Annotated in this window: 18 protein-coding genes; 8 read left to right on the top strand and 10 right to left on the bottom strand. The window is 54.1% G+C overall.

All coding sequences use genetic code 11. The features are described from left to right. Positions 1 to 226 precede the first annotated feature (226 nt). The 5 genes from serS to lrp all read right to left on the bottom strand — a co-directional run bounded on the left by serS (position 227) and on the right by lrp (position 8,083). Positions 227 to 1,519: a serine--tRNA ligase gene (serS, locus tag B9Y90_RS17040; protein WP_085541976.1), complete on the bottom strand. Its 1,293-nt coding sequence runs from the start codon at positions 1,517 to 1,519 to the stop codon at positions 227 to 229. A 94-nt stretch (positions 1,520 to 1,613) separates the two neighbouring features. Then, positions 1,614 to 2,957 carry a replication-associated recombination protein A gene (locus B9Y90_RS17035; protein ID WP_085541975.1) on the bottom strand — a complete coding sequence of 448 codons (1,344 nt, stop codon included), beginning with the start codon at positions 2,955 to 2,957 and terminating at the stop codon, positions 1,614 to 1,616. 8 nt (positions 2,958 to 2,965) lie between these two features. Further along, a complete protein-coding gene (gene lolA / locus B9Y90_RS17030) occupies positions 2,966 to 3,577 on the bottom strand; it encodes an outer membrane lipoprotein periplasmic chaperone LolA (RefSeq protein WP_039291483.1) in 612 nt (203 codons plus the stop codon). A 176-nt stretch (positions 3,578 to 3,753) separates the two neighbouring features. Next, a complete protein-coding gene (locus tag B9Y90_RS17025; protein ID WP_085541974.1) occupies positions 3,754 to 7,467 on the bottom strand; it encodes a DNA translocase FtsK 4TM domain-containing protein in 3,714 nt (1,237 codons plus the stop codon). A gap of 121 nt (positions 7,468 to 7,588) precedes the next feature. Next, positions 7,589 to 8,083, bottom strand: a complete 495-nt coding sequence (gene lrp / locus B9Y90_RS17020) for a leucine-responsive transcriptional regulator Lrp (RefSeq protein ID WP_000228469.1) — start codon at positions 8,081 to 8,083, stop codon at positions 7,589 to 7,591. A gap of 492 nt (positions 8,084 to 8,575) precedes the next feature. Here lrp and trxB point away from each other — a divergent pair, with 492 nt between their 5' ends. The 5 genes from trxB (at position 8,576) to infA (ending at position 14,607) form a co-directional block, all read left to right on the top strand. Continuing rightward, the gene (gene trxB, locus B9Y90_RS17005) at positions 8,576 to 9,544 is read left to right on the top strand and encodes a thioredoxin-disulfide reductase (RefSeq protein ID WP_039291478.1); all 969 of its coding nucleotides are present in this window, start codon (positions 8,576 to 8,578) and stop codon (positions 9,542 to 9,544) included. Between the two features lie 113 nt (positions 9,545 to 9,657). Then, on the top strand, positions 9,658 to 11,424 hold the full coding sequence (gene cydD, locus B9Y90_RS17000; RefSeq protein ID WP_085541973.1) for a heme ABC transporter permease/ATP-binding protein CydD: 1,767 nt from the start codon (positions 9,658 to 9,660) through the stop codon (positions 11,422 to 11,424). Further along, the gene (cydC, locus tag B9Y90_RS16995; protein ID WP_085541972.1) at positions 11,424 to 13,145 is read left to right on the top strand and encodes a heme ABC transporter ATP-binding protein/permease CydC; all 1,722 of its coding nucleotides are present in this window, start codon (positions 11,424 to 11,426) and stop codon (positions 13,143 to 13,145) included. Before cydD ends, cydC begins: the two co-directional genes overlap by 1 nt. 262 nt (positions 13,146 to 13,407) lie before the next feature. Next, entirely contained in the window at positions 13,408 to 14,103 is a 696-nt protein-coding gene (gene aat / locus B9Y90_RS16990; protein ID WP_085541971.1) for a leucyl/phenylalanyl-tRNA--protein transferase, read from the top strand. A gap of 285 nt (positions 14,104 to 14,388) precedes the next feature. Then, positions 14,389 to 14,607 carry a translation initiation factor IF-1 gene (gene infA, locus B9Y90_RS16985; protein WP_002211347.1) on the top strand — a complete coding sequence of 73 codons (219 nt, stop codon included), beginning with the start codon at positions 14,389 to 14,391 and terminating at the stop codon, positions 14,605 to 14,607. Positions 14,608 to 14,705: 98 nt separating this feature from the next. On the opposite strand, the gene clpA is transcribed toward infA, so the two are convergent. Together clpA and clpS are read right to left on the bottom strand one after the other, a co-directional pair. Beyond that, positions 14,706 to 16,979 (bottom strand): ATP-dependent Clp protease ATP-binding subunit ClpA, encoded by a 2,274-nt coding sequence (clpA, locus tag B9Y90_RS16980; protein ID WP_039291474.1) that lies wholly within the window; start codon positions 16,977 to 16,979, stop codon positions 14,706 to 14,708. A gap of 27 nt (positions 16,980 to 17,006) precedes the next feature. Continuing rightward, positions 17,007 to 17,327, bottom strand: a complete 321-nt coding sequence (gene clpS / locus B9Y90_RS16975) for an ATP-dependent Clp protease adapter ClpS (RefSeq protein WP_008461103.1) — start codon at positions 17,325 to 17,327, stop codon at positions 17,007 to 17,009. A gap of 323 nt (positions 17,328 to 17,650) precedes the next feature. On the opposite strand from clpS, the gene cspD reads away from it, so the two are divergent. Further along, positions 17,651 to 17,872 carry a cold shock-like protein CspD gene (gene cspD / locus B9Y90_RS16970; protein WP_008461102.1) on the top strand — a complete coding sequence of 74 codons (222 nt, stop codon included), beginning with the start codon at positions 17,651 to 17,653 and terminating at the stop codon, positions 17,870 to 17,872. Between the two features lie 77 nt (positions 17,873 to 17,949). Here cspD and macB read toward each other — a convergent pair whose 3' ends face one another. Both macB and macA read right to left on the bottom strand, forming a co-directional pair. Continuing rightward, positions 17,950 to 19,896 carry a macrolide ABC transporter ATP-binding protein/permease MacB gene (gene macB, locus B9Y90_RS16965; RefSeq protein WP_085541970.1) on the bottom strand — a complete coding sequence of 649 codons (1,947 nt, stop codon included), beginning with the start codon at positions 19,894 to 19,896 and terminating at the stop codon, positions 17,950 to 17,952. After that, on the bottom strand, positions 19,893 to 21,008 hold the full coding sequence (gene macA / locus B9Y90_RS16960; protein ID WP_085541969.1) for a macrolide transporter subunit MacA: 1,116 nt from the start codon (positions 21,006 to 21,008) through the stop codon (positions 19,893 to 19,895). Before macA ends, macB begins: the two co-directional genes overlap by 4 nt. 142 nt (positions 21,009 to 21,150) lie before the next feature. Here macA and B9Y90_RS16955 point away from each other — a divergent pair, with 142 nt between their 5' ends. Then, positions 21,151 to 22,098, top strand: a complete 948-nt coding sequence (locus B9Y90_RS16955) for a VirK/YbjX family protein (protein WP_085541968.1) — start codon at positions 21,151 to 21,153, stop codon at positions 22,096 to 22,098. 21 nt (positions 22,099 to 22,119) lie between these two features. Here B9Y90_RS16955 and B9Y90_RS16950 read toward each other — a convergent pair whose 3' ends face one another. Beyond that, a complete protein-coding gene (locus B9Y90_RS16950; protein WP_039291470.1) occupies positions 22,120 to 23,775 on the bottom strand; it encodes an ATP-dependent endonuclease in 1,656 nt (551 codons plus the stop codon). Between the two features lie 410 nt (positions 23,776 to 24,185). On the opposite strand from B9Y90_RS16950, the gene aqpZ reads away from it, so the two are divergent. Further along, positions 24,186 to 24,881 carry an aquaporin Z gene (aqpZ, locus tag B9Y90_RS16945; protein WP_039291469.1) on the top strand — a complete coding sequence of 232 codons (696 nt, stop codon included), beginning with the start codon at positions 24,186 to 24,188 and terminating at the stop codon, positions 24,879 to 24,881. Positions 24,882 to 24,904 lie beyond the last annotated feature (23 nt).

The following is a 24,904-nucleotide window of genomic DNA, read 5'->3' as shown; positions in this document are numbered from 1 at the left end:
ATGGCGCTGCTGGCGCATCTTTGCTGGCTTTTTAGCATGGTGACGGCCTTCATGAGGGGATATGTGGCCCGGAGGCTGTGGCTGAAAACGCTGGCAGGGTGAGAGAAAAAATATCGCGATCGCGACCTGCGGTCGCTCAAAAACAGAACCCCACCAAAAAACAGTGGGGTTAGTCAGCAGTCTGAAGCGCCCTGAGGCGCTTTTTCAATGCTTCACAAACGGTGGATTACCCGATGTATTCCAGGCCGTTCATGTAAGGACGCAGCACTTCTGGTACCTGAATGCGGCCATCAGCCTGCTGGTAGTTTTCCAGGACAGCGACCAGAGTACGACCAACCGCCAGACCAGAGCCGTTCAGGGTGTGAACCAGGCGAGTTTTCTTGTCTGCTTTACTGCGGCAGCGTGCCTGTAAACGACGAGCCTGGAAATCCCACATGTTTGAACAGGAAGAGATTTCACGATAGGTATTCTGCGCGGGCAACCAGACTTCCAGATCGTAAGTTTTAGCAGAACCAAAACTGATATCACCGCTGCACAGCAGCACCTTACGGTACGGCAGACTCAGCAGCTGTAGCACTTTTTCCGCGTGGCCGGTCAACTCTTCCAGAGCGTCCATTGAGTCTTCCGGGCGAACGATCTGCACCATCTCAACTTTATCGAACTGGTGCTGACGGATCAGACCACGGGTATCACGACCATAAGAACCCGCTTCGGAACGGAAGCACGGCGTATGCGCGGCAAGCTTCAGCGGCAGGGAATCTTCGTCGATGATCTCGTCGCGAACCAGGTTGGTCAGCGGCACTTCTGCGGTAGGGATCAGCGCATAGTTGCTGCTGTCCGCTTCTTCTTCCAGCGGACGGGTATGGAACAGGTCACCGCCAAACTTAGGCAACTGGCCGGTACCGTACAGCGTGTCCTGGTTAACCAGATACGGAACATAGTTTTCCATGTAACCGTGCTGCTCGGTGTGCAAATCCAGCATAAACTGGCTCAGCGCACGGTGCATACGCGCCACCTGCCCCTGCATTACTACAAAGCGGGAACCGGTCAGTTTAACCGCCGCAGCGAAATCCAGACCTTTGGCCATTTCGCCCAGAGTCACGTGATCGCGCACTTCGAAATCAAATTTACGCGGTTCACCCCAGCGGCTGACTTCGACGTTTTCGCTGTCGTCTTTGCCCAACGGCACGCAGTCATCAGGAATGTTTGGCAGGGTCAGCGAGATATCGCGAATTTCTGCCAGCAGAGAATCAAGCTCGTTTTTCGCTGCATCCAGCTCTTCGCCCAGCTGGTTAACCTGCAGGCGCAGCGGCTCAATGTCTTCTCCGCGCGCTTTCGCCTGGCCGATGGATTTCGATCGCGAGTTACGTTCAGCCTGCAGATTTTCCGTTTTGACCTGCAGTACTTTACGACGCTCTTCCAGAGAGCGCAGCGTGTCTACATCCAGCTTAAAGCCCCGGCGTGCCAGTTTTTCAGCGACTGCGTCTGGCTCTGTACGCAGCAGATTGGGATCGAGCATGCTTATCCTGTGCTTATCGAATTGAATTTATAGGAGTGCGGCCACAGCCTGCGGCCGCTTTGATAGTCTTGCTAACCTTACCGCAACGCCTGCATTAGCGGTAGCGTTTTGTGGGGCTTTTCTGATCCTGTTCGGTAAGCCAGGCTAGCTTTTCACCAATCTTCCCTTCCAGACCTCTGTTGGTCGGCCGATAGTAGCGAGTTTGTGCCATTTCAGGTGGGAAATAGTCTTCCCCGGCGGCATAGGCATTCGGCTCATCGTGGGCGTAACGGTATTCCTGGCCATAGCCCATTTCTTTCATCAATTTCGTTGGGGCGTTACGCAGATGAACGGGCACGTCATAATCGGGACGTTCGCGTGCATCGGCCATTGCGGCTTTGAATGCCGTGTAAACGGCGTTACTTTTCGGGGCGCAGGCCAGATAAACAATCGCCTGAGCAATAGCCCTCTCCCCTTCTGCCGGCCCTACGCGGGTGAAGCAATCCCAGGCGGCAATCGCCACCTGCATACCTCTCGGATCGGCATTGCCAACGTCTTCAGAGGCAATCGCCAGTAAACGTCGTGCGACGTAGAGCGGATCGCCGCCTGCGCTAATAATGCGTGCGTACCAGTAAAGGGCCGCATCCGGGGCAGAGCCGCGAATTGATTTATGTACCGCTGAAATCAGATCGTAAAAGCGATCGCCTTTATTATCGAAACGCGCGCTGCGTTCGCCAGCAATCTCCGTTAGCAATTGGGTTTGCAAAATCCGGTTGCCGCTGGCGTCAATTTCAGCCATATCCGCCATCATTTCGAGCGTATTCAGTGCCCGGCGCGCATCGCCGTTTACCAGCTCGGCAATGGCTTTACGCGTTTCTTCCGGCAGGATGATATTTTGCCCGCCGTAACCCCTGGCTTTATCGTTCATCGCCTGATTGAGTACCTGCTCAATATCCGCCACGGTCAGTGATTTCAGCAGATAGACGCGGGCGCGGGAAAGCAGCGCCGAGTTCAGCTCAAAAGAAGGGTTTTCGGTTGTCGCACCAATGAAAGTAATGGTGCCGTCTTCAATATGCGGCAGGAAGGCATCCTGCTGGCTTTTGTTGAAACGGTGAACTTCGTCGACAAACAAAATGGTGCGCCGCCCGGCATTGCGGTTTTGCCGCGCACGTTCGATGGCCTCACGAATATCTTTTACGCCTGAGGTTACCGCAGAAATACGTTCGACGTCCGCGCTGGCATAGCGAGCAATCACTTCAGCGAGGGTCGTTTTACCGGTGCCCGGTGGCCCCCAAAGAATCATGGAATGCAGATGACCTGCTTCAATAGCTCGGGGCAGCGGTTTTCCATCGGCCAGCAGATGCTGCTGCCCGATGTATTGCGCCAGATTTTCTGGCCGCATACGCGCGGCCAGTGGCTGGAAGGTATTCTCTGAAAAATCGAGCGACAGGTTGCTCACTCAAGCCTCTACTTACGTTGGTCGTCCACCGTGACGCCTTTTGGCGGGGTGAACGTAAACTTACCGGCATCCACTGCGCCGTTTTGCTGAGCCTTCAAAGTATAGCTGCTGCGCTGGTCGTCTTGCTCCACTGCGCTGAACTGATGGATAGTGCCGTCACGGCCGACGTTGATGGTGAATTGCTTCAGGTTACCCGAACTGCTTTTTGGCGTCAGCACGAAGTCATCGCCGTTTTGCTTGATGTTGTATTGCTTCCAGTCGCTGGACTGGTTGCGGGCAATCAGCATAAACGGCGTATTGCTGGTGGCGTCTTTTAGCCAGGTGGCCGTAACCTGCTCAACAAACGGGTTGTAGAACCACAGGGTTTTACCGTCGGAAACAAGGATGCTTTCATCGGGCTGAGTCATGTGCCAGTTGAACAGGTTTGGGCGCTTAACCCACAGGTCCCCCTGACCTTCCTGCACGGCAGCGCCGCTGCCATCGGTGACTTTCTGGGTGAAGCTGGCGTGGAAGCTGCCAACTTTATCAAGGCGGCCCTGCAAATCCCCGGCCGCGTCAGCCCAGGCTCCGGTTGCGGTCAGGCCAGCTAACAGCGCGCAGGTCATTACGATTTTTTTCATTATTTTCCCTCTGGATTCATTGACCACCTGATGATGGCGCTTCTGCTGCTCACTCTAGTGAAGTCTTTGGCTACCGCAACAGAAGAATAAGCTGATTTTCCGGTAATTTACCCATCTTTGCAAAAAGAGCCGCAGATGCGGCTCTTTTTTACTCAGTGAACTAGCGCTTGGTCAGATTACTCAAACTGAGGCGGCGCAAGCACCTCTCGGTTACCGTTATGTCCTTGTGGACTCACGATCCCCTGCGCCTCCATCTGCTCGACAATCCTCGCGGCCCGGTTGTAGCCGATACGGAACTGGCGCTGCACGCCAGAGATAGATGCTTTCCGTTTCTCAACCACGAAAGCGACAGCCTGATCGAAGAGCGGATCCAGCTCTTCGTCGCCGTCCATCCCGCCACCACCGCCGTCACCGCTGCCTTCATCATCGGTAATGCCGGTGATGTACTGCGGACGACCGCGTGCTTTCCAGTCCTGCACCACCGCATGCACTTCTTCGTCACGAACAAAGGCGCCATGCACGCGAATCGGCGTCGTGGAATTTGGCGCAGAATAAAGCATATCCCCCATGCCGAGAAGTGATTCAGCACCGCCCTGATCAAGGATGGTACGTGAGTCAATTTTGCTCGACACCGTAAACGCGATACGGGTTGGAATGTTAGCTTTAATCAGGCCGGTAATGACGTCAACCGAAGGACGTTGGGTAGCCAGAACAAGGTGAATACCTGCGGCGCGCGCTTTCTGTGCGAGGCGAGCGATCAGCTCTTCTACTTTTTTACCTACCGTCATCATCAGGTCGGCAAATTCATCCACCAGCACCACGATGTACGGCAGTTTCTCCAGCATCGGGTGGCTGACTTCCATACTGTCGCCAGGCTTCCAGAACGGGTCAGGAATTGGGCGCCCCATGCGCTCAGCTTCCAGCACGCGTTCGTTGTAGCCCGCAAGATTTCGCACCCCAAGCGCGGACATCAGCTTATAACGGCGCTCCATCTCGTTCACGCTCCAGCGCAGCGCATTCGCGGCGTCTTTCATATCCGTAACCACTTCGGTCAACAGATGTGGGATGCCTTCATAGACCGACAGTTCGAGCATTTTCGGGTCGATCATAATGAAGCGAACGTCTTCCGGTGTTGCTTTATACAACATGCTGATGATCATGGCGTTTACGCCGACCGACTTACCGGAACCCGTTGTACCGGCTACCAGCAAGTGAGGCATCTTCGCCAGGTCTGCAACCACAGGCTCACCGCCGATGTCTTTACCCAGAACCACGGTCAACGGAGAGCCGTTGTCGCGGAATTTAGCGCAGTCGAGCACTTCTCGCAGATACACGGTCTGGCGCTTTTTATTAGGCAGCTCAAGGCCAACGTAAGGTTTACCCGGAATAACCTCAACCACACGCACGGCGACAGTGGAGAGTGAACGCGCCAGGTCACGGGAAAGGTTAGAGATACGGGCAGCCTTCACGCCCGGAGCTAAATCAAGTTCAAATCGGGTGATAACCGGGCCCGGAGAATAGTCCACGACATCGGCTTTGATACGGTAATCAGCCAAACGCGCTTCTACCAGACGCGCCATCTGCTCCATCGCAAAGGTATCTACTGGTTCAACCTCAGTTGGAGGAGAAGTCAGTAGATCCAGTGACGGCAGCGGCGTGGTCGGCTTCTGAAGTGGGCGGTCGTCACCGTTGCGCATCAAGAACGGATGGATCAGGCTCTCTTTTGGCTCTGGCGCAGCGGGCTGATGCTGAGCCGCCTGAACATATTGAGAAGGCTGTGCCGCTGGTTGACTGTGCTGAACTGGCTGCGAGGCCGGTTCAAAGCTCGGGGTAAACAACGGCTCGCTCGGCGTATCATCCACCAGCTCCTTCAACGATGACTGGAAATCAAAATCGTCCAGGGAGAACGGCGCATTATTTTGCTGCGGCTGCTCGCTGTAGCGCTGTTGCTGCTGCGCAGCAAACTGACGCGCAAGTTCCGCTTCTTCCGCCTCAGCCTGCTGTTCTTCAGACCAGCTTTCGTCTTCGTATTCTTCGCCATAGCGTTGCTGTTGCTGAGCTGCAAACTGGCGGGCCAGTTCGTGCTGCTGCAGCGCATCGCCTTCATCGCCGTAATCGTCTTCAGACTGCTGGTTCTCAGCGAGTCTTGCCTGCTCTTCAGCCATTCGCTGGGAAGGCAGTTTTATGCCGTAGGACGCCAGTTCACGACGAGTTGGAACGCGTACCCGGTTTGGGCGCGGCAGTTGAGGGCCAATGCCTTCTTTTACCTGCGGACGTGGCGCATCACTGGCGATACTGAATACGGGTGAAAATGCTGCCGCAGTCGCCGCAGTTTTTACTGCCTGCTGAACACCTGAGGCAGCCTGCGTTACATCCGACACTGGCATTTCGGGTGCCGATAACGGCGCGGAAACGGGCGCAGGTGTCGGTATCGAAGGTTGAGCCTGCTCCGGTGTCACAGATTTTACAGGCGCATAGTTGTAAGGATCAGGCTTTGGCTCATTGACTGGTTGGTACCACGCCGCAAGCTGTTCACGTTCGCGAGCTCGCTTCTCTTCGACTTCTTCAAAGTGGTACATCGGCGGGCGAACGTATTTCACCTCTTCTACCGGCTCAGGCGCAGGCTGTGGTTCAACGACTGGCTGAGCCACTGGCACAACAGGTTCAGACCAGCTTTGATGTGTCTCAGGCACAATCTGCTGTTGTATGCTTGCCGGGTGCGGCGAAGTGTAATGATCCGGGGCTGGCGCAATAACCGGTTCTGGTGTGACCGTTGTCGGTGCCGGTTCCCAGGCAATCGCTGGGGCAGCAGGCTCAGCGTCAACAGCAGGTGCCGGTGTTGATACTGGCGGCATTGGCGCAACCGGCGGTACTGGCGCAGCCCAAGACTGATTAGCCGTTGTCGCCGCGACCGCAGCAGCTATAGGTTCAACGGCAGAATGTCCACTGAACAGCGGATCGTATTCCTGATCTTCAGGCAAAGTCGCTTTATGCCCGGAGAACAGTACATCGTTCGGATCGGCTTCTACCCCACGCGCGCTGAACAACACGTCGTCTTCAGCATCGTCCATACGTTTGCCAGAGAACAATGCAGCATCCGTTTTGCGACCGTTAGGATTAGCAAACTTCTGTGACAGGCGCTGCTTGCGCGCAAGTGCACCGCGTAAAATACGCGCACGACGGGATTCGCGTTTCTCAGCAGAAACCTGCGGCGCTACGTCTGCGTCATGCTCTTCTTCGTATTCATCCTCATCCTGCCAGGTGTTATCCCGACGGGTGCGGTTGCTGGCAAAAGTCAGCACGGTAAGCACTGCGCTACCGAGTTTCTCGGCGATGCTGACCCATGACCAGCCGGTGAACAGTGTCAGGCCCGCGGCCCAAACGCAAAGCAGCGCAATTGTGCCACCGCTGCTGTTCAACAGCGGCATCATCGCGGTGCTAAGCAAGCTGCCCAGCACGCCGCCCGAAGCGAAATACCAGATATCGTCCGCATTGATGGCCGCCAGCCCGCATGAGGTCAACACCATCGCAAGGACGCCGATTAGGCGCAGCGAAACGGCAAAATAATCGATGAACTCTTCACTGCCGCGCTGGCGCCAGGTGAACCAACAGCCACCGATGATGATCACCGGAATGGTGTAGGCCATCACGCCAAAAATGAAGAACAGCGTATCGGCAAACCACGCTCCCGGCGCGCCACCCAGATTATGGATTGGCTCATGCCATGCGGTTTGCGACCAACTGGGGTCTGAGGGGTTAAAGCTTAACAAGGCAACCATCAAATAGATGGCGAATAAGGCGACAAGGATCAGCAAAGCCTCGAGTAAACGGCGCCCGCTGCTCAGTTTCCGCAATGTTACTTCTTTATCTTCGGTATATTCCTGGCTCAAGAAAGGCTCTCCAGGTCCTTAAACTCAATGGAGACAACAGCACCGGCGGCCTGCCGGAGCTGTTGCTGTATGGATTCCCAGGAGTGTAACCAAAATACGCCAATTTTGCACCTGGCCCGTATTAACGGGTCTTAATGACCAAACGGTTACTCTGTTTGACCTCTTCCATGACAACATAAGTACGGGTGTCGTTCACGCCCGGCAGACGCAGCAGGGTCTCACCTAAGAGTTTACGATACGCCGACATATCCGGCACGCGTGTTTTCAACAAGTAGTCGAAATCACCGGATACGAGATGACACTCTTGAATTTCTTCAAGTTTCTGCACTGCGGCGTTAAATTGCTCAAACACATCCGGGGCGCCACGATTCAGAGTAATCTCAACAAATACCAGCAGCGAGGCATCCAGATAATGCGGGTTTAACAGCGCCGTATAGCCCTGAATAAAACCCTGACGTTCCAGACGACGAACGCGCTCAAGGCACGGCGTCGGCGAAAGCCCAACACGCTTGGAAAGCTCAACGTTAGAAATGCGCCCATCCTTTTGCAATTCGTTGAGAATATTGCGATCGATACGGTCGAGATCTTTGCCCGGGCGCTTCTTGCTATCTACCATTATTATTGTCTCTCTCTATTCCTTCCTTCACCTGCCATAACCCTGGTGACGTCAATGTTCAGGGTGTACGTGAGAAGACCGATGCCTTGCGGCTGCTATCGACATCACGCATAGCGTCTGTCCACGTCATGCGTAAATTTCAATAACTCGGTAAATTTGCATCAGGTTTGCGCGAGAGCACGCGGCTTCCACATCACCAAATGTTTTTCTTCCTCGAATGTTTTCGCAAATGCTTAGGGGATTGTCAAAGCAAAACATCTATTTTTAGTGGAACGTGCCAGATATTCCTTTTGGCTGATGATTATTCATCATTTTCGCCCCGTGATTACCGTGCTATTACAATGATTATTTATGCACATGACGGCGATATTCATTGGGCTTATAGGCAGCATCAATGACACACATCGTTAACAACATTGCTGCACTCTTTTTTTAATGCAACGAATTCCCTACAATCATCCCCATTGTCTGTAAACGTTCAATGAGGATCTCATGGGCACAGCTAAACACAGTAAGCTGCTTATTCTTGGCTCCGGCCCTGCGGGCTATACCGCAGCGGTCTATGCTGCACGCGCCAACTTAAAACCGGTTCTGATTACCGGGATGGAAAAAGGCGGTCAGCTGACCACCACAACCGAAGTCGAAAACTGGCCTGGCGATCCTAACGACCTGACTGGTCCGTTACTGATGGAACGTATGCACGAGCATGCGGCTAAGTTCGAAACTGAAATTCTGTTCGACCACATCACCAGTGTCGATCTGCAGAACCGTCCTTTCCGCCTGGTGGGCGACAGCGGCGAATATACCTGTGACGCGCTGATCATCGCGACCGGCGCATCTGCACGCTACCTTGGCCTGCCTTCCGAAGAAGCCTTCAAAGGCCGCGGCGTTTCTGCCTGCGCCACCTGTGACGGTTTCTTCTATCGCAACCAGAAAGTCGCGGTTATCGGCGGCGGGAATACCGCAGTTGAAGAAGCGCTTTATCTGGCCAACATCGCCTCAGAAGTGCATTTGATCCACCGCCGCGACAGCTTCCGTGCGGAGAAGATCCTGATTAACCGTCTGATGGATAAAGTGCAGAATGGCAACATTGTGCTGCACACCCACCGCACGCTGGAAGAAGTCACAGGCGATCAAATGGGCGTCAGCGGTCTTCGCCTGCGCGACACGCAAAACACCGATATTACCGAAGAGCTGGAAGTCGCCGGCCTGTTTGTGGCTATTGGTCACAGCCCGAACACCGCCATCTTCAACGGTCAACTGGAGCTGGAAAACGGCTACATTAAAGTGCAGTCCGGCATCCACGGCAACGCCACGCAGACCAGCATTCCGGGCGTATTTGCCGCGGGCGATGTGATGGATCATATTTATCGTCAGGCCATTACCTCCGCCGGAACCGGCTGTATGGCTGCTCTGGACGCCGAGCGCTATCTCGACGGCCTGGCCGAACAGTGTAAATAATTTAAAGATGTTAAAAAAGGCGGCCTTGCAGGTCGCCTTTCTTGTTTCTGCCATGTAACATTGCCTGTCAAAATTGCCTGAGAATTCCTTCTTCTACCAGCATCTGGCACGCGATGAATAAAACCCGTCAGCAAGAACTTAGCCTCTGGCTAAAGCAGCAAAGTCTTATCTCTCGCCGTTGGCTCGGCTTGTCACGTCTGCTCGGTTTGGTCAGTGGTTTACTGATTGTCGCCCAGGCCTGGCTGCTTGCCCGCATTCTCCAGCACATGATCATGGAAAATATTCCGCGTGAAGCACTGCTCATGCCGTTTATTTTGCTGGTTCTGGTATTTGTGCTGCGCGCGTGGGTCGTGTGGCTGCGCGAAAAGGTCGGATTCCACGCAGGGCTGCACATTCGCCAGGAAATTCGCCGCCAGGTACTCGACAGATTGCATCAGGCAGGTCCTGCCTGGATTCAGGGCAAACCCGTCGGCAGCTGGGCGACGTTGGTACTTGAGCAAATAGAAGACATGCACGACTACTATGCGCGCTACCTGCCGCAGATGTCGCTGGCGGTCATGGTGCCTCTGCTGATTATTATTGCCATTTTCCCGATCAACTGGGCAGCAGCACTCATTTTGCTGGGCACCGCGCCGCTTATCCCCATTTTCATGGCGCTGGTAGGCATGGGCGCAGCCGATGCGAACCGCCGTAATTTCCAGGCGCTGGCAAGGCTCAGCGGCCATTTCCTCGATCGTCTTCGTGGGATGGAAACACTCAGGGTATTTAACCGCGGTGCGGCGGAAACTGAAAATATTCGTGCGGCAAGCCAGGACTTTCGTCAGCGCACCATGGAAGTGCTGCGTATGGCCTTTCTTTCTTCCGGCGTGCTGGAGTTTTTCGCCTCGTTATCTATCGCCGTGGTGGCCGTCTATTTCGGCTTCTCTTACCTGGGCGAGCTCAATTTCGGCCACTACGGAACCGGAGTGACGCTATTCGCTGGCTTCCTGTCACTCATTCTTGCGCCTGAGTTTTTCCAGCCTCTACGTGATATGGGTACCTTCTATCACGCCAGGGCTCAGGCCGTGGGCGCGGCAGAGACCCTCAAGACCTTCCTCGACGCACCGCTGCAACATCCCGAGCAAGGCACCGTGCAGCTTTCAGGCAACGGGACTTTTACTCTTGAAGCCCGAGAGATGTCAATTCTGTCCGCAGAGGGGAAAGTGCTGGCCGGGCCGCTGAATTTCATGCTTCCCGCCGGGCAACGCGTGGCCCTGGTGGGCCAAAGCGGTGCGGGCAAAAGCTCCCTGCTAAATGTCCTGTCCGGCTTCCTGCCCTATCAGGGGCAGTTGCTGGTCAATGGCGTCGAGCTGGCACAGCTTTCACCTGAATGGTGGCGTACGCAGCTTAGCTGGGTGGGACAAAACCCGCAGCTACCGGCGGCTACCCTACGTGGCAACGTACTTCTTGGGATGCCAGAAGCTGACGACGCTCGTTTACAGGCCGCTCTGGATAAAGCGTCGGTGACAGAGTTCCTGCCGCAGTTGCCAGAAGGAATTGACACCCCAATCGGCGATCAATCTATCCGTTTATCCGTGGGTCAGGCGCAGCGAGTGGCCGTTGCCAGAGCGTTGTTGTCCCCTTGCGGTATTTTGCTGCTGGATGAGCCTGCCGCAAGCCTGGATGCTCACAGCGAACAGCGCGTAATGGAAGCGCTCACGGAAGCGTCCCACAAACAAACCACGCTGATGGTGACTCACCAACTCGACTACATCAGCAGTTGGGATCAAATTTGGGTGATGCGTAACGGACAGATTGTTCAGCAGGGAAACTTCGAACAGCTCTCCGCTGAAGAAGGCCCCTTTGCTGTATTACTGGCAAGCCGCCAGGAGGAGATTTAATGCGCGCATTGCTGCCTTATCTGGCGCTTTATCGTCGCCACAAATGGTTACTGTCTTTAGGCGTTGTGCTGGCGATTATCACGCTGCTTGCCAGCATTGGCCTGTTAACGCTTTCCGGCTGGTTCCTTTCTGCCTCGGCCGTGGTGGGCGTAGCCGGGCTCTACAGCTTTAACTATATGCTACCTGCTGCAGGCGTTCGCGGAGCGGCTATCACCCGCACTGCGGGTCGCTATTTTGAGCGTCTGGTCAGCCACGATGCCACCTTCCGCGTCCTGCAGCATTTACGCGTTTCAACCTTTAGCAAGCTGCTCCCCCTCTCCCCTGCCGGACTGGCGCGCTTTCGCCAGGGAGAATTGCTCAATCGCGTCGTGGCAGATGTCGATACGCTCGATCACCTTTATTTACGGGTTATATCCCCGCTGGTCGGCGCGTTTGTGGTGATCCTGGTGGTCACTTTTGGTCTGAGTTTCCTTGATGTTTCCCTCGCCTTAACGCTTGGAGGAATTTTACTCGCGACGCTTATCTTGTTACCGCCGCTGTTCTACCGCGCCGGGCAGCCAACCGGAGAAGCGCTAACCGTTCAACGCGGTAACTATCGCCAACAGCTAACCTCCTGGCTGCAAAGCCACGCGGAATTAACCATTTTCGGCGCAGCAAACCGCGCACGCGAACAGTTAGATGCCACAGAAAACAGCTGGCAGGAAGCACAACGACGCCAGGCCGGGCTAACTGCTCTGTCGCAGGCTGTCATGCTGCTCATCAGCGGTATTGCCGTGCTGACGATGCTGTGGATGGCTTCTGCAGGTGTCGGCGAGAGCCAGTCTCCCGGCGCGCTGATTGCCCTGTTCGTCTTTTGTGCCCTGGCCGCTTTTGAAGCGATGTCCCCGGTTACCGGCGCCTTTCAGCATCTTGGCCAGGTCATTGCCTCCGCGCTCCGCGTGACGCAAATCACCAGCCAGACACCCGAAGTTATTTTTCCCGAAGCAACGCAGCCCGAGCAACGGCAGGCTGCTCTGGACGTTCGCGGGCTGAACTTTACCTATCCAGGCCAGAGCCAGCCGGCACTGAAAGACATTTCACTGTCTGTCAGCGCTGGGCAGAGAGTAGCGATCCTCGGTAAAACCGGCTGCGGTAAATCCACTTTACTGCAATTGCTAACGCGCGCTTGGGATGCTCAGCAGGGCGATATTCAACTTAACGACATAGCCCTTAGCGCTTTTGATGAAGCCACTCTGCGCAAAGCTACGAGTGTAGTCCCGCAGCGCGTACACCTGTTTAGTGCCACACTTCGCGATAACCTTTTACTGGCGTCTCCAGAAGCCAACGATGAGCAACTCAGCATCGCCCTGACTCAGGTAGGACTTGAAAAATTGCTTGAAGACGGCGGGCTTAATAGCTGGCTCGGCGAAGGTGGTCGTCAGCTTTCTGGCGGGGAACTTCGTCGCCTTGCGATTGCCAGAGCAATATTGCATAACGCTCCTCTTATGCTGCTGGATGAACCTACCGAAGGCCTGGATGCAGAAACAGAGCGCCAAATACTTGATTTGTTAGCTGAAGTCACCAGAGATAAAACTGTGCTGATGGTCACTCACCGCCTGCGCGGTTTGAACGCTTTTGACAGCATAATTGTGATGGACAACGGGCAAATAATTGAGCAAGGTAATCACGCCGAATTAATGGCGTCCGGTGGACGTTATTATCAATTTCGCCAGCGCCTGTAGGCGTTCCTGATAAACTATGTATAACCCTAAATAATTCGAGTTGCAGGCAGGCGGCAAGACCGTAAGTCCCCAGGAGCATAGCTAACTATGTGACTTGTGTAACAAATCTGTCGGGAACAGATTTGAACGTTGCTCGCAGCGGCCCTTCAGGGTGAGGCTCATGGATGAGCCGAATAACGGGTGCAGTCCACGCACCTGCAGCTTGAAGTATGACGGGTTTATCAATTTATTATTGCTCTATTGCTCTGGAGTATTGGTCGTCATGCGCCTGGTACAGCTGTCTCGTGACTCGATTGCCTTTCCTTCACCGGAAGGGGCGTTGCGTGAACCTAATGGGTTACTGGCGCTTGGCGGCGACCTGACCCCCGCACGTCTGCTGATGGCCTATCAGCGAGGTATCTTTCCGTGGTTTTCTCCCGGCGATCCTATTTTGTGGTGGTCGCCCGATCCCCGTGCCATTCTTTACCCGGAACAGTTTCACCTTAGCCGCAGCATGAAGCGCTTTCACCGCACTTCGCCTTACACCATCACGCTCAACCATGCTTTTGAGCGCGTACTCTACGGCTGCGCAAGCGACCGTAATGAAGGCACCTGGATCACCGCTGACATTGTAGAAGCCTATTTGCGGCTGCATGAATTAGGCCATGCTCATTCCATTGAAGTATGGGAAGGAAAAGAGCTGGTGGGCGGCATGTACGGCGTGGCGCAGGGGGCATTATTTTGCGGCGAATCCATGTTTAGCCGCCGGGTGAATGCCTCCAAAACGGCGCTGCTGGTTTTCTGTCAGCACTTTATTCGCCACGGTGGCAAATTGATCGACTGCCAGGTATTAAATGAACACACGGCTTCACTGGGCGTGATTGAAATTCCCCGTCGGGAGTATCTGCAAGCATTAGCGGAACTTCGCCCGCAACATTTAGGCTCTCATTGCTGGGTTCCACAGACGCTTGAGCAATAATGTTTAACAACACATTTTATGTGAGGGTGTTATAATTAGCGCCGCTAAGTGGCTTTTGCCTGCTACCCCGCCGTTATCTGGGATTTATTGTTTAAGGGAATACCCTCTCATTTATCTCCTTGCGTTTGTCATCGCAGCCGTTGCCATGCGGCAAGCGGGTGACCGGCGGGTAATAAGCAAAATGCACTTTCACTGGTGATTTCACCAACAATTCTTTACATGATAAGCGAACTTCGGCATTATCTTGCCGGTTCAAACTACGGTAGTGATACCCCAGAGGATTAGATGGCCAAAGAAGACAATATTGAAATGCAGGGTACCGTACTTGATACGTTACCTAACACCATGTTCCGCGTTGAGCTGGAAAACGGGCACGTGGTTACCGCTCATATCTCCGGTAAAATGCGCAAAAACTACATCCGCATTCTGACGGGCGACAAAGTCACCGTTGAGCTGACCCCGTACGACCTGAGCAAAGGCCGCATTGTCTTCCGTAGCCGTTGATAGTTTTTATTCCGCGGCCTGAGATGGGCGGCGTTGAGAGTTAGTTGTAATAGAAAGGCCGGGCAATGCCCGGCCTTTTTTATGCTCGTTTCACGGCACTAGTGCGCCGCTTCCGGCTTGTGTTTCTGGGCACTCACGAAGCTGTAGGTCAGCTGCTGCTGGTCTTTATCCAGCGCAACGGTGACCTGCCCACCGTCAACCAGGCTGCCGAACAGCAGTTCGTTGGCCAGCGGTTTTTTCAGGCTGTCCTGAATGACCCGCGCCATTGGGCGAGCGCCCATTGCACGGTCATAGCCCTTCTCTGCCAGCCAGTCACGCGCTTCCTGGCTAACTTCCAGCGAAACGCCTTTCTGATCCAGCTGAACCTGGAGCTCGACGATAAATTTATCCACTACCTGATGAATCACCTCGGTGGAGAGATGGTTGAACCAGATAATGTTGTCGAGACGGTTACGGAACTCCGGCGTAAAGATCTTTTTGATCTCTTCCATCGCATCGGTGCTGTTATCCTGGCGGATAAGCCCGATAGATTTACGTTCGGTTTCCCGTACCCCGGCGTTGGTGGTCATCACCAGAATCACGTTACGGAAGTCCGCCTTACGCCCGTTATTATCTGTCAGCGTACCGTTGTCCATCACCTGCAACAGCAGATTGAAGACATCCGGGTGCGCTTTTTCGATTTCATCGAGCAACAGAACAGCATGCGGATGCTTAATCACCGCGTCCGTCAGCAGCCCGCCCTGATCGAAACCAACATAGCCTGGAGGGGCACCAATCAGGCGGCTTACGGTATGGCGTTCCATGTACTCAGACATATCAAAGCGCAGCAGCTCAATGCCCAGCGACTTCGCTAGTTGTACCGTGACTTCAGTTTTACCAACCCCGGTAGGGCCAGCGAACAGGAACGAACCAACGGGCTTATGATCCTGCCCCAAACCGGCGCGGCTCATCTTGATCGCTTCGGTCAACGCTTCAATCGCTTTATCCTGGCCAAACACCAGCATTTTCAGGCGATCGCCCAGGCTTTTCAGCGTATCGCGATCGCTCGCGGAAACGCTTTTTTCCGGGATGCGCGCAATGCGGGCGACTACGGTTTCGATGTCCGCCACGTTAACGGTTTTCTTACGCTTGCTGACCGGCATCAGGCGGCTACGTGCGCCCGCCTCATCAATAACGTCGATAGCCTTATCCGGCAGATGCCTGTCATTGATGTATTTCACCGCCAGTTCAACCGCCGCGCGAATCGCCTTCGCGGTATAGCGAACATCGTGGTGCGCTTCGTATTTCGGTTTCAGCCCGTTGATGATCTGCACCGTTTCTTCAACGCTTGGCTCAGTAATATCAATCTTCTGGAAGCGGCGCGCCAGGGCACGATCTTTTTCGAAGATGTTGCTGAACTCCTGATAAGTCGTCGAGCCAATCACCCGAATTTTACCGCCGGAAAGCAGCGGTTTAATCAGGTTAGCGGCGTCGACCTGGCCACCGGAAGCCGCGCCCGCGCCAATAATGGTGTGGATTTCATCGATAAACAGGATGCTATTTTGATCCTGCTCAAGCTGTTTCAGCAGCGCTTTAAAACGTTTTTCAAAATCGCCGCGGTATTTGGTACCAGCCAGCAGAGAACCGATATCCAGAGAGTAGATGGTGCAGTCGGCCATCACTTCCGGCACATCACCCTGCACAATTCGCCACGCCAGCCCTTCGGCAATCGCCGTTTTACCCACACCTGATTCACCGACCAGCAGCGGGTTATTTTTACGGCGACGGCACAGAACCTGAATAGCACGCTCCAGCTCTTTATCGCGGCCAATCAGCGGATCAATCCCGCCCACGCGCGCAAGCTGATTAAGATTGGTGGTGAAGTTTTCCATACGTTCCTCCCCGCCTGCTTGCTCTTCGTTGACCGGATTTTCAGAACCCGAAGACTGATTCGGTTCGTCTTTACGCGTGCCGTGAGAGATAAAGTTCACCACGTCGAGGCGGCTCACTTCATGTTTGCGCAGCAGATAGGCTGCCTGGGATTCCTGCTCGCTGAAAATGGCAACCAGCACGTTGGCGCCGGTCACTTCACTGCGCCCGGAGGACTGCACGTGGAACACCGCTCGCTGCAGCACACGCTGGAAGCTGAGCGTCGGCTGCGTGTCGCGCTCTTCAACGTTGGGTGGCAGGACCGGCGTAGTTTGTTCGATGAAGGCTTCGAGTTCCTGTCGCAGCGCCACCATGTCCACAGAACACGCTTCCAGCGCTTCGCGGGCAGATGGGTTACTGAGCAATGCCAGTAACAGATGCTCGACGGTCATAAACTCATGTCGGTGCTCGCGCGCTCTGGCGAAAGCCATGTTTAAACTGAGTTCCAGTTCTTGATTGAGCATAGGCACCTCCCCAAATTATCGGCCTTGTCAGGCTTTTTCTAGCGTACACAGCAACGGGTACTCGTTCTCCCTTGCATACTGGTTCACTAACGCCACTTTGGTTTCCGCTACTTCTGCAGTAAAGATGCCACAGATAGCTTTACCCTGATAGTGAACCGTGAGCATCAACTGCGTGGCACGTTCAACATCATAAGAAAAGAACTTTTGCAGTACGTCAATAACAAATTCCATTGGCGTGTAGTCATCGTTCATCAGTATAACTTTATACATGGAGGGCGGTTTTAGCGTTTCGCGCAGTTTATCCGCCGCCATTTGGTCAAAGTCCAACCAGTCGTTCGTCTTACCCATTGCGATTTATCATCGTTTGTTGAAGCCCAACATACTGTCAGGCAAGGCCTTATATTGAGTGTAATACGCTTTTCGCAAACGTATGACAACGTATTCGATCCCGTGACGAATCTCCGTAAGCGAGCTACATCACATTAATAGCAATAGCGTTAACTGCTTCAAATTTTTGACTCATTGTTGCCTTACCTGCCCCGCCAGACGCTTGACGCAGTGTATAAAATATCTACATTGTAGCGGGGTGAGTTGGCGAGGTTTTGAACAGCCCGCCCTTACCCACCGGTTGATTCCATCTCACTATTAAGAGTTACGAAGGATGTCGAAGCATGGAGACGGGTACTGTTAAATGGTTCAATAACGCCAAAGGGTTCGGTTTCATCTGCCCGGAAGGCGGCGGCGAAGACATCTTCGCCCACTACTCCACCATTCAAATGGACGGATACAGAACGCTAAAAGCCGGACAGCTTGTCAGGTTTGATGTGCATCAGGGACCTAAAGGCAACCATGCCAGCCTGATCGTTCCCCACGAGGCGGAAGCGGTCGCGTAGTTCCCCATTGATTGTGTACATCCCGCAAATAAAATGCCAGCCCATAAGGCTGGCATTTTTATGACCAACCGCCGGGATTACTCACGGGCTAATGCATCGATAGGGTTCAGGCGTGCCGCGTTTCTGGCCGGCAACCAGCCAAAGAGCACACCCGTTGCCGTGGAGCAGCCAAACGCGGTCAGCAGCGCCACCGGCGAGAAACCTATCTGCCAGCCCGGCAGCACCAGCTGCAGCGTGAACGCGATAACCAGCGACAGCGATATCCCCAGCGCGCCACCGACCAGACAAACCAGCACCGCCTCAATTAAAAACTGCTGCAGCACATCGCTGGCTCGCGCGCCCACCGCCATACGGATACCGATCTCTTTGGTACGTTCAGTGACCGACACCAGCATAATATTCATGACCCCAATCCCCCCGACCAACAGCGAAATAACCGCCACCAGCGTCAGGAACATCTGAAGAGTACGTGTGGTCTTTTCCGCCGTTTTCAACAGCCCGTCCATGTTATAGGTGAAAAAGTCTTTCTTGCCGTGACGCAGCGACAGCAGGCGATTAAGCTGCTGCTCGGCTTCGTGGCTGTCATACCCTTCTTTAACACGCACCGTTATTGAGTTGAGCCAGCTCTGCCCCATTACTCGCCCGGCCATCGTGTTATAAGGCAGCCAGACGCGCAGCACTTTGCTGCTGCCGAACATCGATTGTTTCTCTTCCGCCACGCCAATCACCGTGGCGGGCATATTGCCTACTAGCACAACTTCCCCGACAACATCACTTTTGTTCGGGAAAAGCTGTCTTTTGCTATTGGCATCCAGCACCACAACCTGCGCACGGCCCTTCATCTGCTCGTCGTTAAAGCTCGCGCCCTGGCTTATGGTCATGCCGTAAACATCAAAATAGTCGCCGCTGACGCCATTGACGCTGGCCGCCGCATCCACGTTGCCGTAGCGAAGGCGTAAATTGCTGGAAATAGAAGGCGTGGCCGAACTCACCCAGGGCTGCTGGCCGATAGCCAGCAAATCATCATATTTTAATGCCTGCTGGAACTGCGGATTGTCATCACCAAAATCTTTACCGGGGTAGACGTCGATAGTATTGGTGCCGATAGAACGAATATCCTCCAGCACCATCTGCTTAGCGGCATCGCCCACCACAACAATAGAGACCACTGAGGCAATGCCAATAATAATGCCAAGCATGGTTAGCAGCGTGCGCATCTTGTTCGCAGCCATCGCCAGCCAGGCCATACCGAGCGCCTCGCGGAAGCTACTGATGAGTTGCTGTATTGACGAGCCGCTCCGCAGAGCCTGATTTTCAACCTTCCGCGCGGCCGGCTGATGAACAGGCGGAGGATTACTGATAATTTCTCCGTCGCGAATTTCAATAATACGCTGAGCCTGCGCCGCCACGGCCGGATCGTGAGTCACGATAATCACCGTATGCCCACGCTCACAAAGCTGCTTCAGCGTGGCGATCACCTCTTCGCCGGAATGGCTATCCAGCGCACCCGTGGGCTCATCCGCCAGAATCACCTGGCCACCGTTCATCAACGCGCGGGCGATACTGACGCGCTGTTGCTGCCCGCCAGAAAGCTGCGAAGGCAGATATTCCACCCGCTCCTTTAGCCCCAAACGCCCAAGCAATTCATGCGCACGCTGCTGACGCTGGGCCCTGGTTGTCCCGGCGTACACCGCAGGGACTTCAACATTTTGCGAAGCATTAAGGTGAGAAAGCAGGTGATAACGCTGGAAGATAAAGCCGAAATGCTCGCGACGCAGCGTCGCCAGCGCATCGTTATCCAGCCCCGACACATCCACCCCCGCCACTTTATAGCTGCCGCTGCTGGGTTTATCCAGGCACCCGAGGATGTTCATTAGCGTCGATTTACCGGAACCGGACGCGCCGACAATCGCCACCATTTCCCCGGCTTCAATCGTCAGGCTGACGCCCTTCAGCACCTCAACCTGCTCTTCACCAGATGGGTAGCTGCGACGAATGTCCTTTAATTCAAGCAGCGCCGTCATTTGCCACTCCCGGCATTGGCGCGACCAGTCACCACCTCTTCGCCTTCTTCCAGCCCGTTAACGACCTGAACCTGCGTGTCGTTACGCATACCGATAGTTATCTCACGGGTTTTGGTTTCCCCATTGCGCAGCACCGTGATGTTATAGCGATTATCACCAATCGGCTCGCCCAACGCGGCCAGCGGAATCGTCAGCACATCTTTTACGCCGCCGAGTTGAATATGCACCTGAGCAGTCATATCCAGGCGCAGAATGCCCTTCGGATTCGGCACCTCGAAACGCGCATTATAGAAAATAGCCTCATTGACTTTGTCTGGCGTCGGCAGAATATCTTTCAGCACTCCTTCATAGCGCGTCATCGGGTCGCCAAGTACCGTAAACCAGGCTTTCTGGCCCGGCTTGAGGTGGATAACATCGGCCTCAGAAACCTGCGCCTTCACCAGCATGGTGCTTAAATCCGCCAGCGTCAGAATATTTGGCGCCTGTTGCGCGGCAATCACGGTTTGCCCCTGCAGCGTTGTGATCTGCGTCACTTCCCCCGCCATTGGCGCGACGATACGGGTGAACTCGAGGTTAGTTTTCGCGGTGCTCAAAGAGGCCTGATTGCGTTTAATTTGAGCGTCAATGGTGCCAATCTGCGCCTGTTTTACCGCCAAATCGGTTGCCGCTTTATCAAGATCCTGGCGGGATACCGCCTGAGTTTTTGCCAGTGCCTGCTGGCGGGAGAGCGTCACCGCGGCAAGTTTACTTTCGGCCTCGGACTGCATGCGCTGGGCACGCAGCTCCATCAGCGTGGCTTCAACCTCTTTGACCTGGTTTTCTGCCTGTTCGGGATCGATAACCCCCAAAAGCTGATCTTTTTTCACTTTATCGCCAATGCTAACTGACAGCGTTTTTAACTGCCCGCTCACCTGCGCCCCGACGTCAACTTTGCGTACGGCATCGAGCTTTCCGGTTGCCAGAACGCTTTGCTGAAGCGAAGCCTTACGCACGATCATCGTTTGATATTGTGGGGCTGGCGCATGCAAAAACTGCCAAAGCCAGAGGAAAAATATCACCACCAACAGCGCGTAAAGCCAATAACGTTTTTTAAATTTTCCCTTAATTTTCATATAAATCCTGAAATAGCTAACGCATGATTAAACGGTTCTTAAACAAACTGCACAATGTGAAGATATGTAACAGTTATTGAACGTCGGTTGACATCCGGCGTGCTGAAATAGTGCCATCTTTCCCGAATATCAGGTTGTTATTATGTCCCAGATCGCTGCCGCGCATGTTACCGAAACCCTGCCTCAAACAGGCTGGAAACTCTTCCTTTCCCTCGCGACGGGGGAGTGGCAGCCGGGAGCATCCTGGGGCAAGAAGGCTTACCGCCGCAAGTTTATTTTACGCTCGCTGGCGATGCCGGTGTATACCGCCAGCCTGATGAAAAACCTGGCAAGCCAGCCACATCTTGCCAACATGCTGAACGCTCAACCGGGTCTGCCATGCCGACTGCATCGCCCTTACCTTGCGATGCCGCTGAAACGTAAGGATACGCGGGATACTATCGCTTACCACTACCAGAAAATTGCCGAGAAAATGCCGAAAAAGTTACTTAACGGGCATTTCTCTACCGAAGGTTACCGTCTGGCCTCGCTGGTAGGTAAAAACAACGAGTTGATGTTTATCGATCTCACCTCGCACGATATAGAAGGTAAAGAAGGTGAAGCCTTCCTTAATTTCTGTAATGAAGAGGGCGTTCCCCTGGCGCGCATAACCTTCACGCTCAACCAGTTCGAAGGTAAGAACACTTTCTTTATTGGCTGCCTGCAGGGCGCAAAACCCTGGGTGCCTCATGAAGCTATACAGGCTGCAACTAAAGCCTGCCACGGATTGTTCCCTAAACGCATACTGCTTGAGGTTGCGTGTGAACTGGCAAAACTTTTCGACGCAGAGCGCATTCTGGCCGTAGGCAACAGCACGCATATTTACCGTTCATGGCGCTACGAGAAGAAGAAAAAAGACAGTCTACATGCAGACTATGACAGTTTCTGGCAGTCCATGAGCGGCGAACCTCGCGCCGATGGCCTGTTTGCCCTACCGTCCTGCGTGGAACGCAAACCGCTGGAAGATATTGCCAGCAAAAAACGTGCGGAGTATCGCCGCCGCTATGAACTGCTCGACGGTATGATGAGCAGCATCAACAGTCATTTCTAAATCTGCATTATCAGCCGGGCGCTAATCCGCCCGGCCACGCGCCAGCCAGAGTACCCTGGAGAACATTTTCCTCAGTAAAGGCGGGACCGCATCCACGCCCCGGCGCCCGGCTTCCAGCGCCACTTCGATGGCTAAATCCGGCTTTGACGAGCGATGAATCGCTTTGGTAATAATCCTGCGCAAATTCATCGGCACATTTTCGGGCAACTGAGCCACGCGATGAAACACATCTGAAAAACCCTGCCGATACATAAAATGCTCCATATCCAGCGCAGGTAACGCCGTCAAATGTTCACGCTCCCGATCGCGGTCGTTGTCCAGCAAGCCGCGTACGGTTGCCGCATATTTTTTACCGGCATCATCCCCGTCCACCAGCACATGCCATTCAATGCCCATCCTGCGAGCGAATTTAATCAGCGGGCGCAGGCCGGATTGTGCAAACTCGATAACCTTCACGCCTTCAGCATCGAAATGATGTCCACACTGCCGCGCCAGTTCGTTCATCACCCACACTTCGGTCTCGCCTTCTACCAGCAACCAGCAGCGAGCAAAAAGCGAGGACGCGCGGTTAAAACGAATGTGAAAAGCAATTCGCCGGCTGTCCTCCGCGTTCATGCCGCCCGGTCCTAACCGCCATGCAGCTACCCGGGAGGATTCACGCACCAGCCGACAAACCTGTTCTACCGGCGTCAACGAGAGCAACTCTCCGGAATTTGTCGTAGTAATTTTTTGCAGCGGCAGCAAATTCAGCAAGTGCCAGGCAACAGAGAGCATAATCGGGTGCAAACGAGTTTCAGGATCTTCCACCAGCAGCAAGGGGCGAGCGTCCCTGTCGAGCGCAATACTCCCCTTCGCCTGCAGCAACGTGGAAAACATGCCCAGCAGGATCATCCGATGCGAACGGCTGCCGGGCTTGTCGATCATGCGGTTGATCACATCCAGATAGCGCCAGCTGCGCTGCTCATCATGAGAGCGTCGTCGCATCAGCCGCTGGTGAGCTATCGCGCCTTGTTCAGAGAAATAGTGTTCAAGCAGCTGCACCATGGCCGACAGCCCCTGCCGTAGCTGCGCATCGGTAAGGTTTTGCGGCCTTGATACCAGCTCTCGCGCCAGGAAATCGAGCTGGCGCGCGGTCAGCTCCGTTTCCGGCATTTCGGGCATGCTGCCGTTGCGCAGTCGCCGCATGAATCTGGCATCCCTGAGGCGCAGCACGGGGTTCAGCCGTGTGATATTCATGGCCATGTCGTCAATTTCGTCCAGCGCCAGCGGCTGGCCGTGGGCATTAAGAAAGCTTCGCAGGGTTAAAACCGTCCCTTCATCCCCAAGCTCTCCTTCCAGACGGTAATAAATACGATGAAAGCCGTCGTTCCCTTCCACCCAAACCGGGGAAAGATTACGATACCGCCGTCCTAAATGGTGGCCAGACGCCGCCTCGCGGAAGGTCAGGATAATTTGCAGGTGACTCTCTCGCCCATGCAGCTCGCCAGGGGGAAAGTAGAAATCTTCGCGAACAAAATGGTACAGCTCCCTGTGCGGGGAAAGTAACAAGGTCAGCGCATCTAACAGGCTGGATTTACCCCAGGCATTTTCGCCAATCAGCACGTTGTTTTGCTCAAGCATTAACGACAAACGGTTAATACCGCGAAAACCAACCATCTCAACTCGCTCGAGAAACATACCGCCTCCTGTGCATCCGCTTTCATCCAGCGTCCTTTTCGAGTATAGCGGCAACCCGAAGGGCAATGTAACCACACAATGTCAAAGCGTTACGCGATAAACACGTGCCGCACTTACCATAATCAATTCGTGCTGAGACGTATTTTTTTATTATCCAGAATATTCTTACTTCATTCAAAGATAACCTATACTTCTGCTACCTCTCCTCAGAAAAGGAATAACACCTCATTGCCCTAAATCAAAAAACTGGAATTTATTGTGCTGGTGGCGAATTGGCGAAATACCTAATATTAACGCGCATTTAATATTACTTTCGTCATTCACTTAATGACGGTGAATTAGCGACAGTCAGGGTCATGTGATTTAGCGCCTGAACCTTGCATTGTTTCTGGCTTTTATCAGAGGTGGTTATGTTTAGAAAATTAGCAGCCGAGTTCTTCGGGACGTTCTGGCTGGTATTTGGTGGCTGTGGTAGCGCAGTATTAGCGGCAGCATTCCCGGAATTAGGCATTGGCTTTGTCGGCGTCGCGCTGGCATTTGGTTTAACCGTGCTGACCATGGCTTTTGCCGTCGGTCATATTTCCGGTGGTCACTTTAACCCGGCCGTCACTCTTGGCCTCTGGGCCGGCGGCCGCTTCCCGGCTAAAGAAGTGATTGGCTACATTATTGCCCAGGTGATTGGCGGGATTGTCGCAGCCGCTATCCTTTATTTAATCGCCAGCGGTAAAGCAGGCTTTGATGCAGCAGCCAGCGGTTTTGCTTCTAACGGCTACGGCGAACATTCACCGGGTGGATATTCCATGCTGTCCGCCATTGTGATTGAAATCGTATTAACCTGTGGCTTCCTGATTGTTATTCACGGTGCAACGGACAAATTTGCTGCACCGGGTTTTGCGCCAATAGCCATTGGCCTGGCATTAACTTTAATTCACTTAATTAGTATTCCGGTTACCAACACCTCCGTAAACCCTGCGCGCAGTACCGCAGTGGCTATTTTCCAGGGTGGCTGGGCGCTGGATCAACTGTGGCTTTTCTGGGTCATGCCTATTATTGGCGGGATCCTGGGCGGTATTATTTACCGTACTCTGCTGGAAAAACGCAGCTAAGTTCCCAGGCAGGCTTACCCCGG

It is taken from the genome of Cedecea sp. NFIX57 (assembly GCF_900177785.1).
Taxonomy (GTDB): Bacteria; Pseudomonadota; Gammaproteobacteria; order Enterobacterales; family Enterobacteriaceae; genus Cedecea; species Cedecea neteri_C.
This window is presented reverse-complemented; position numbering and strand designations above follow the sequence as displayed.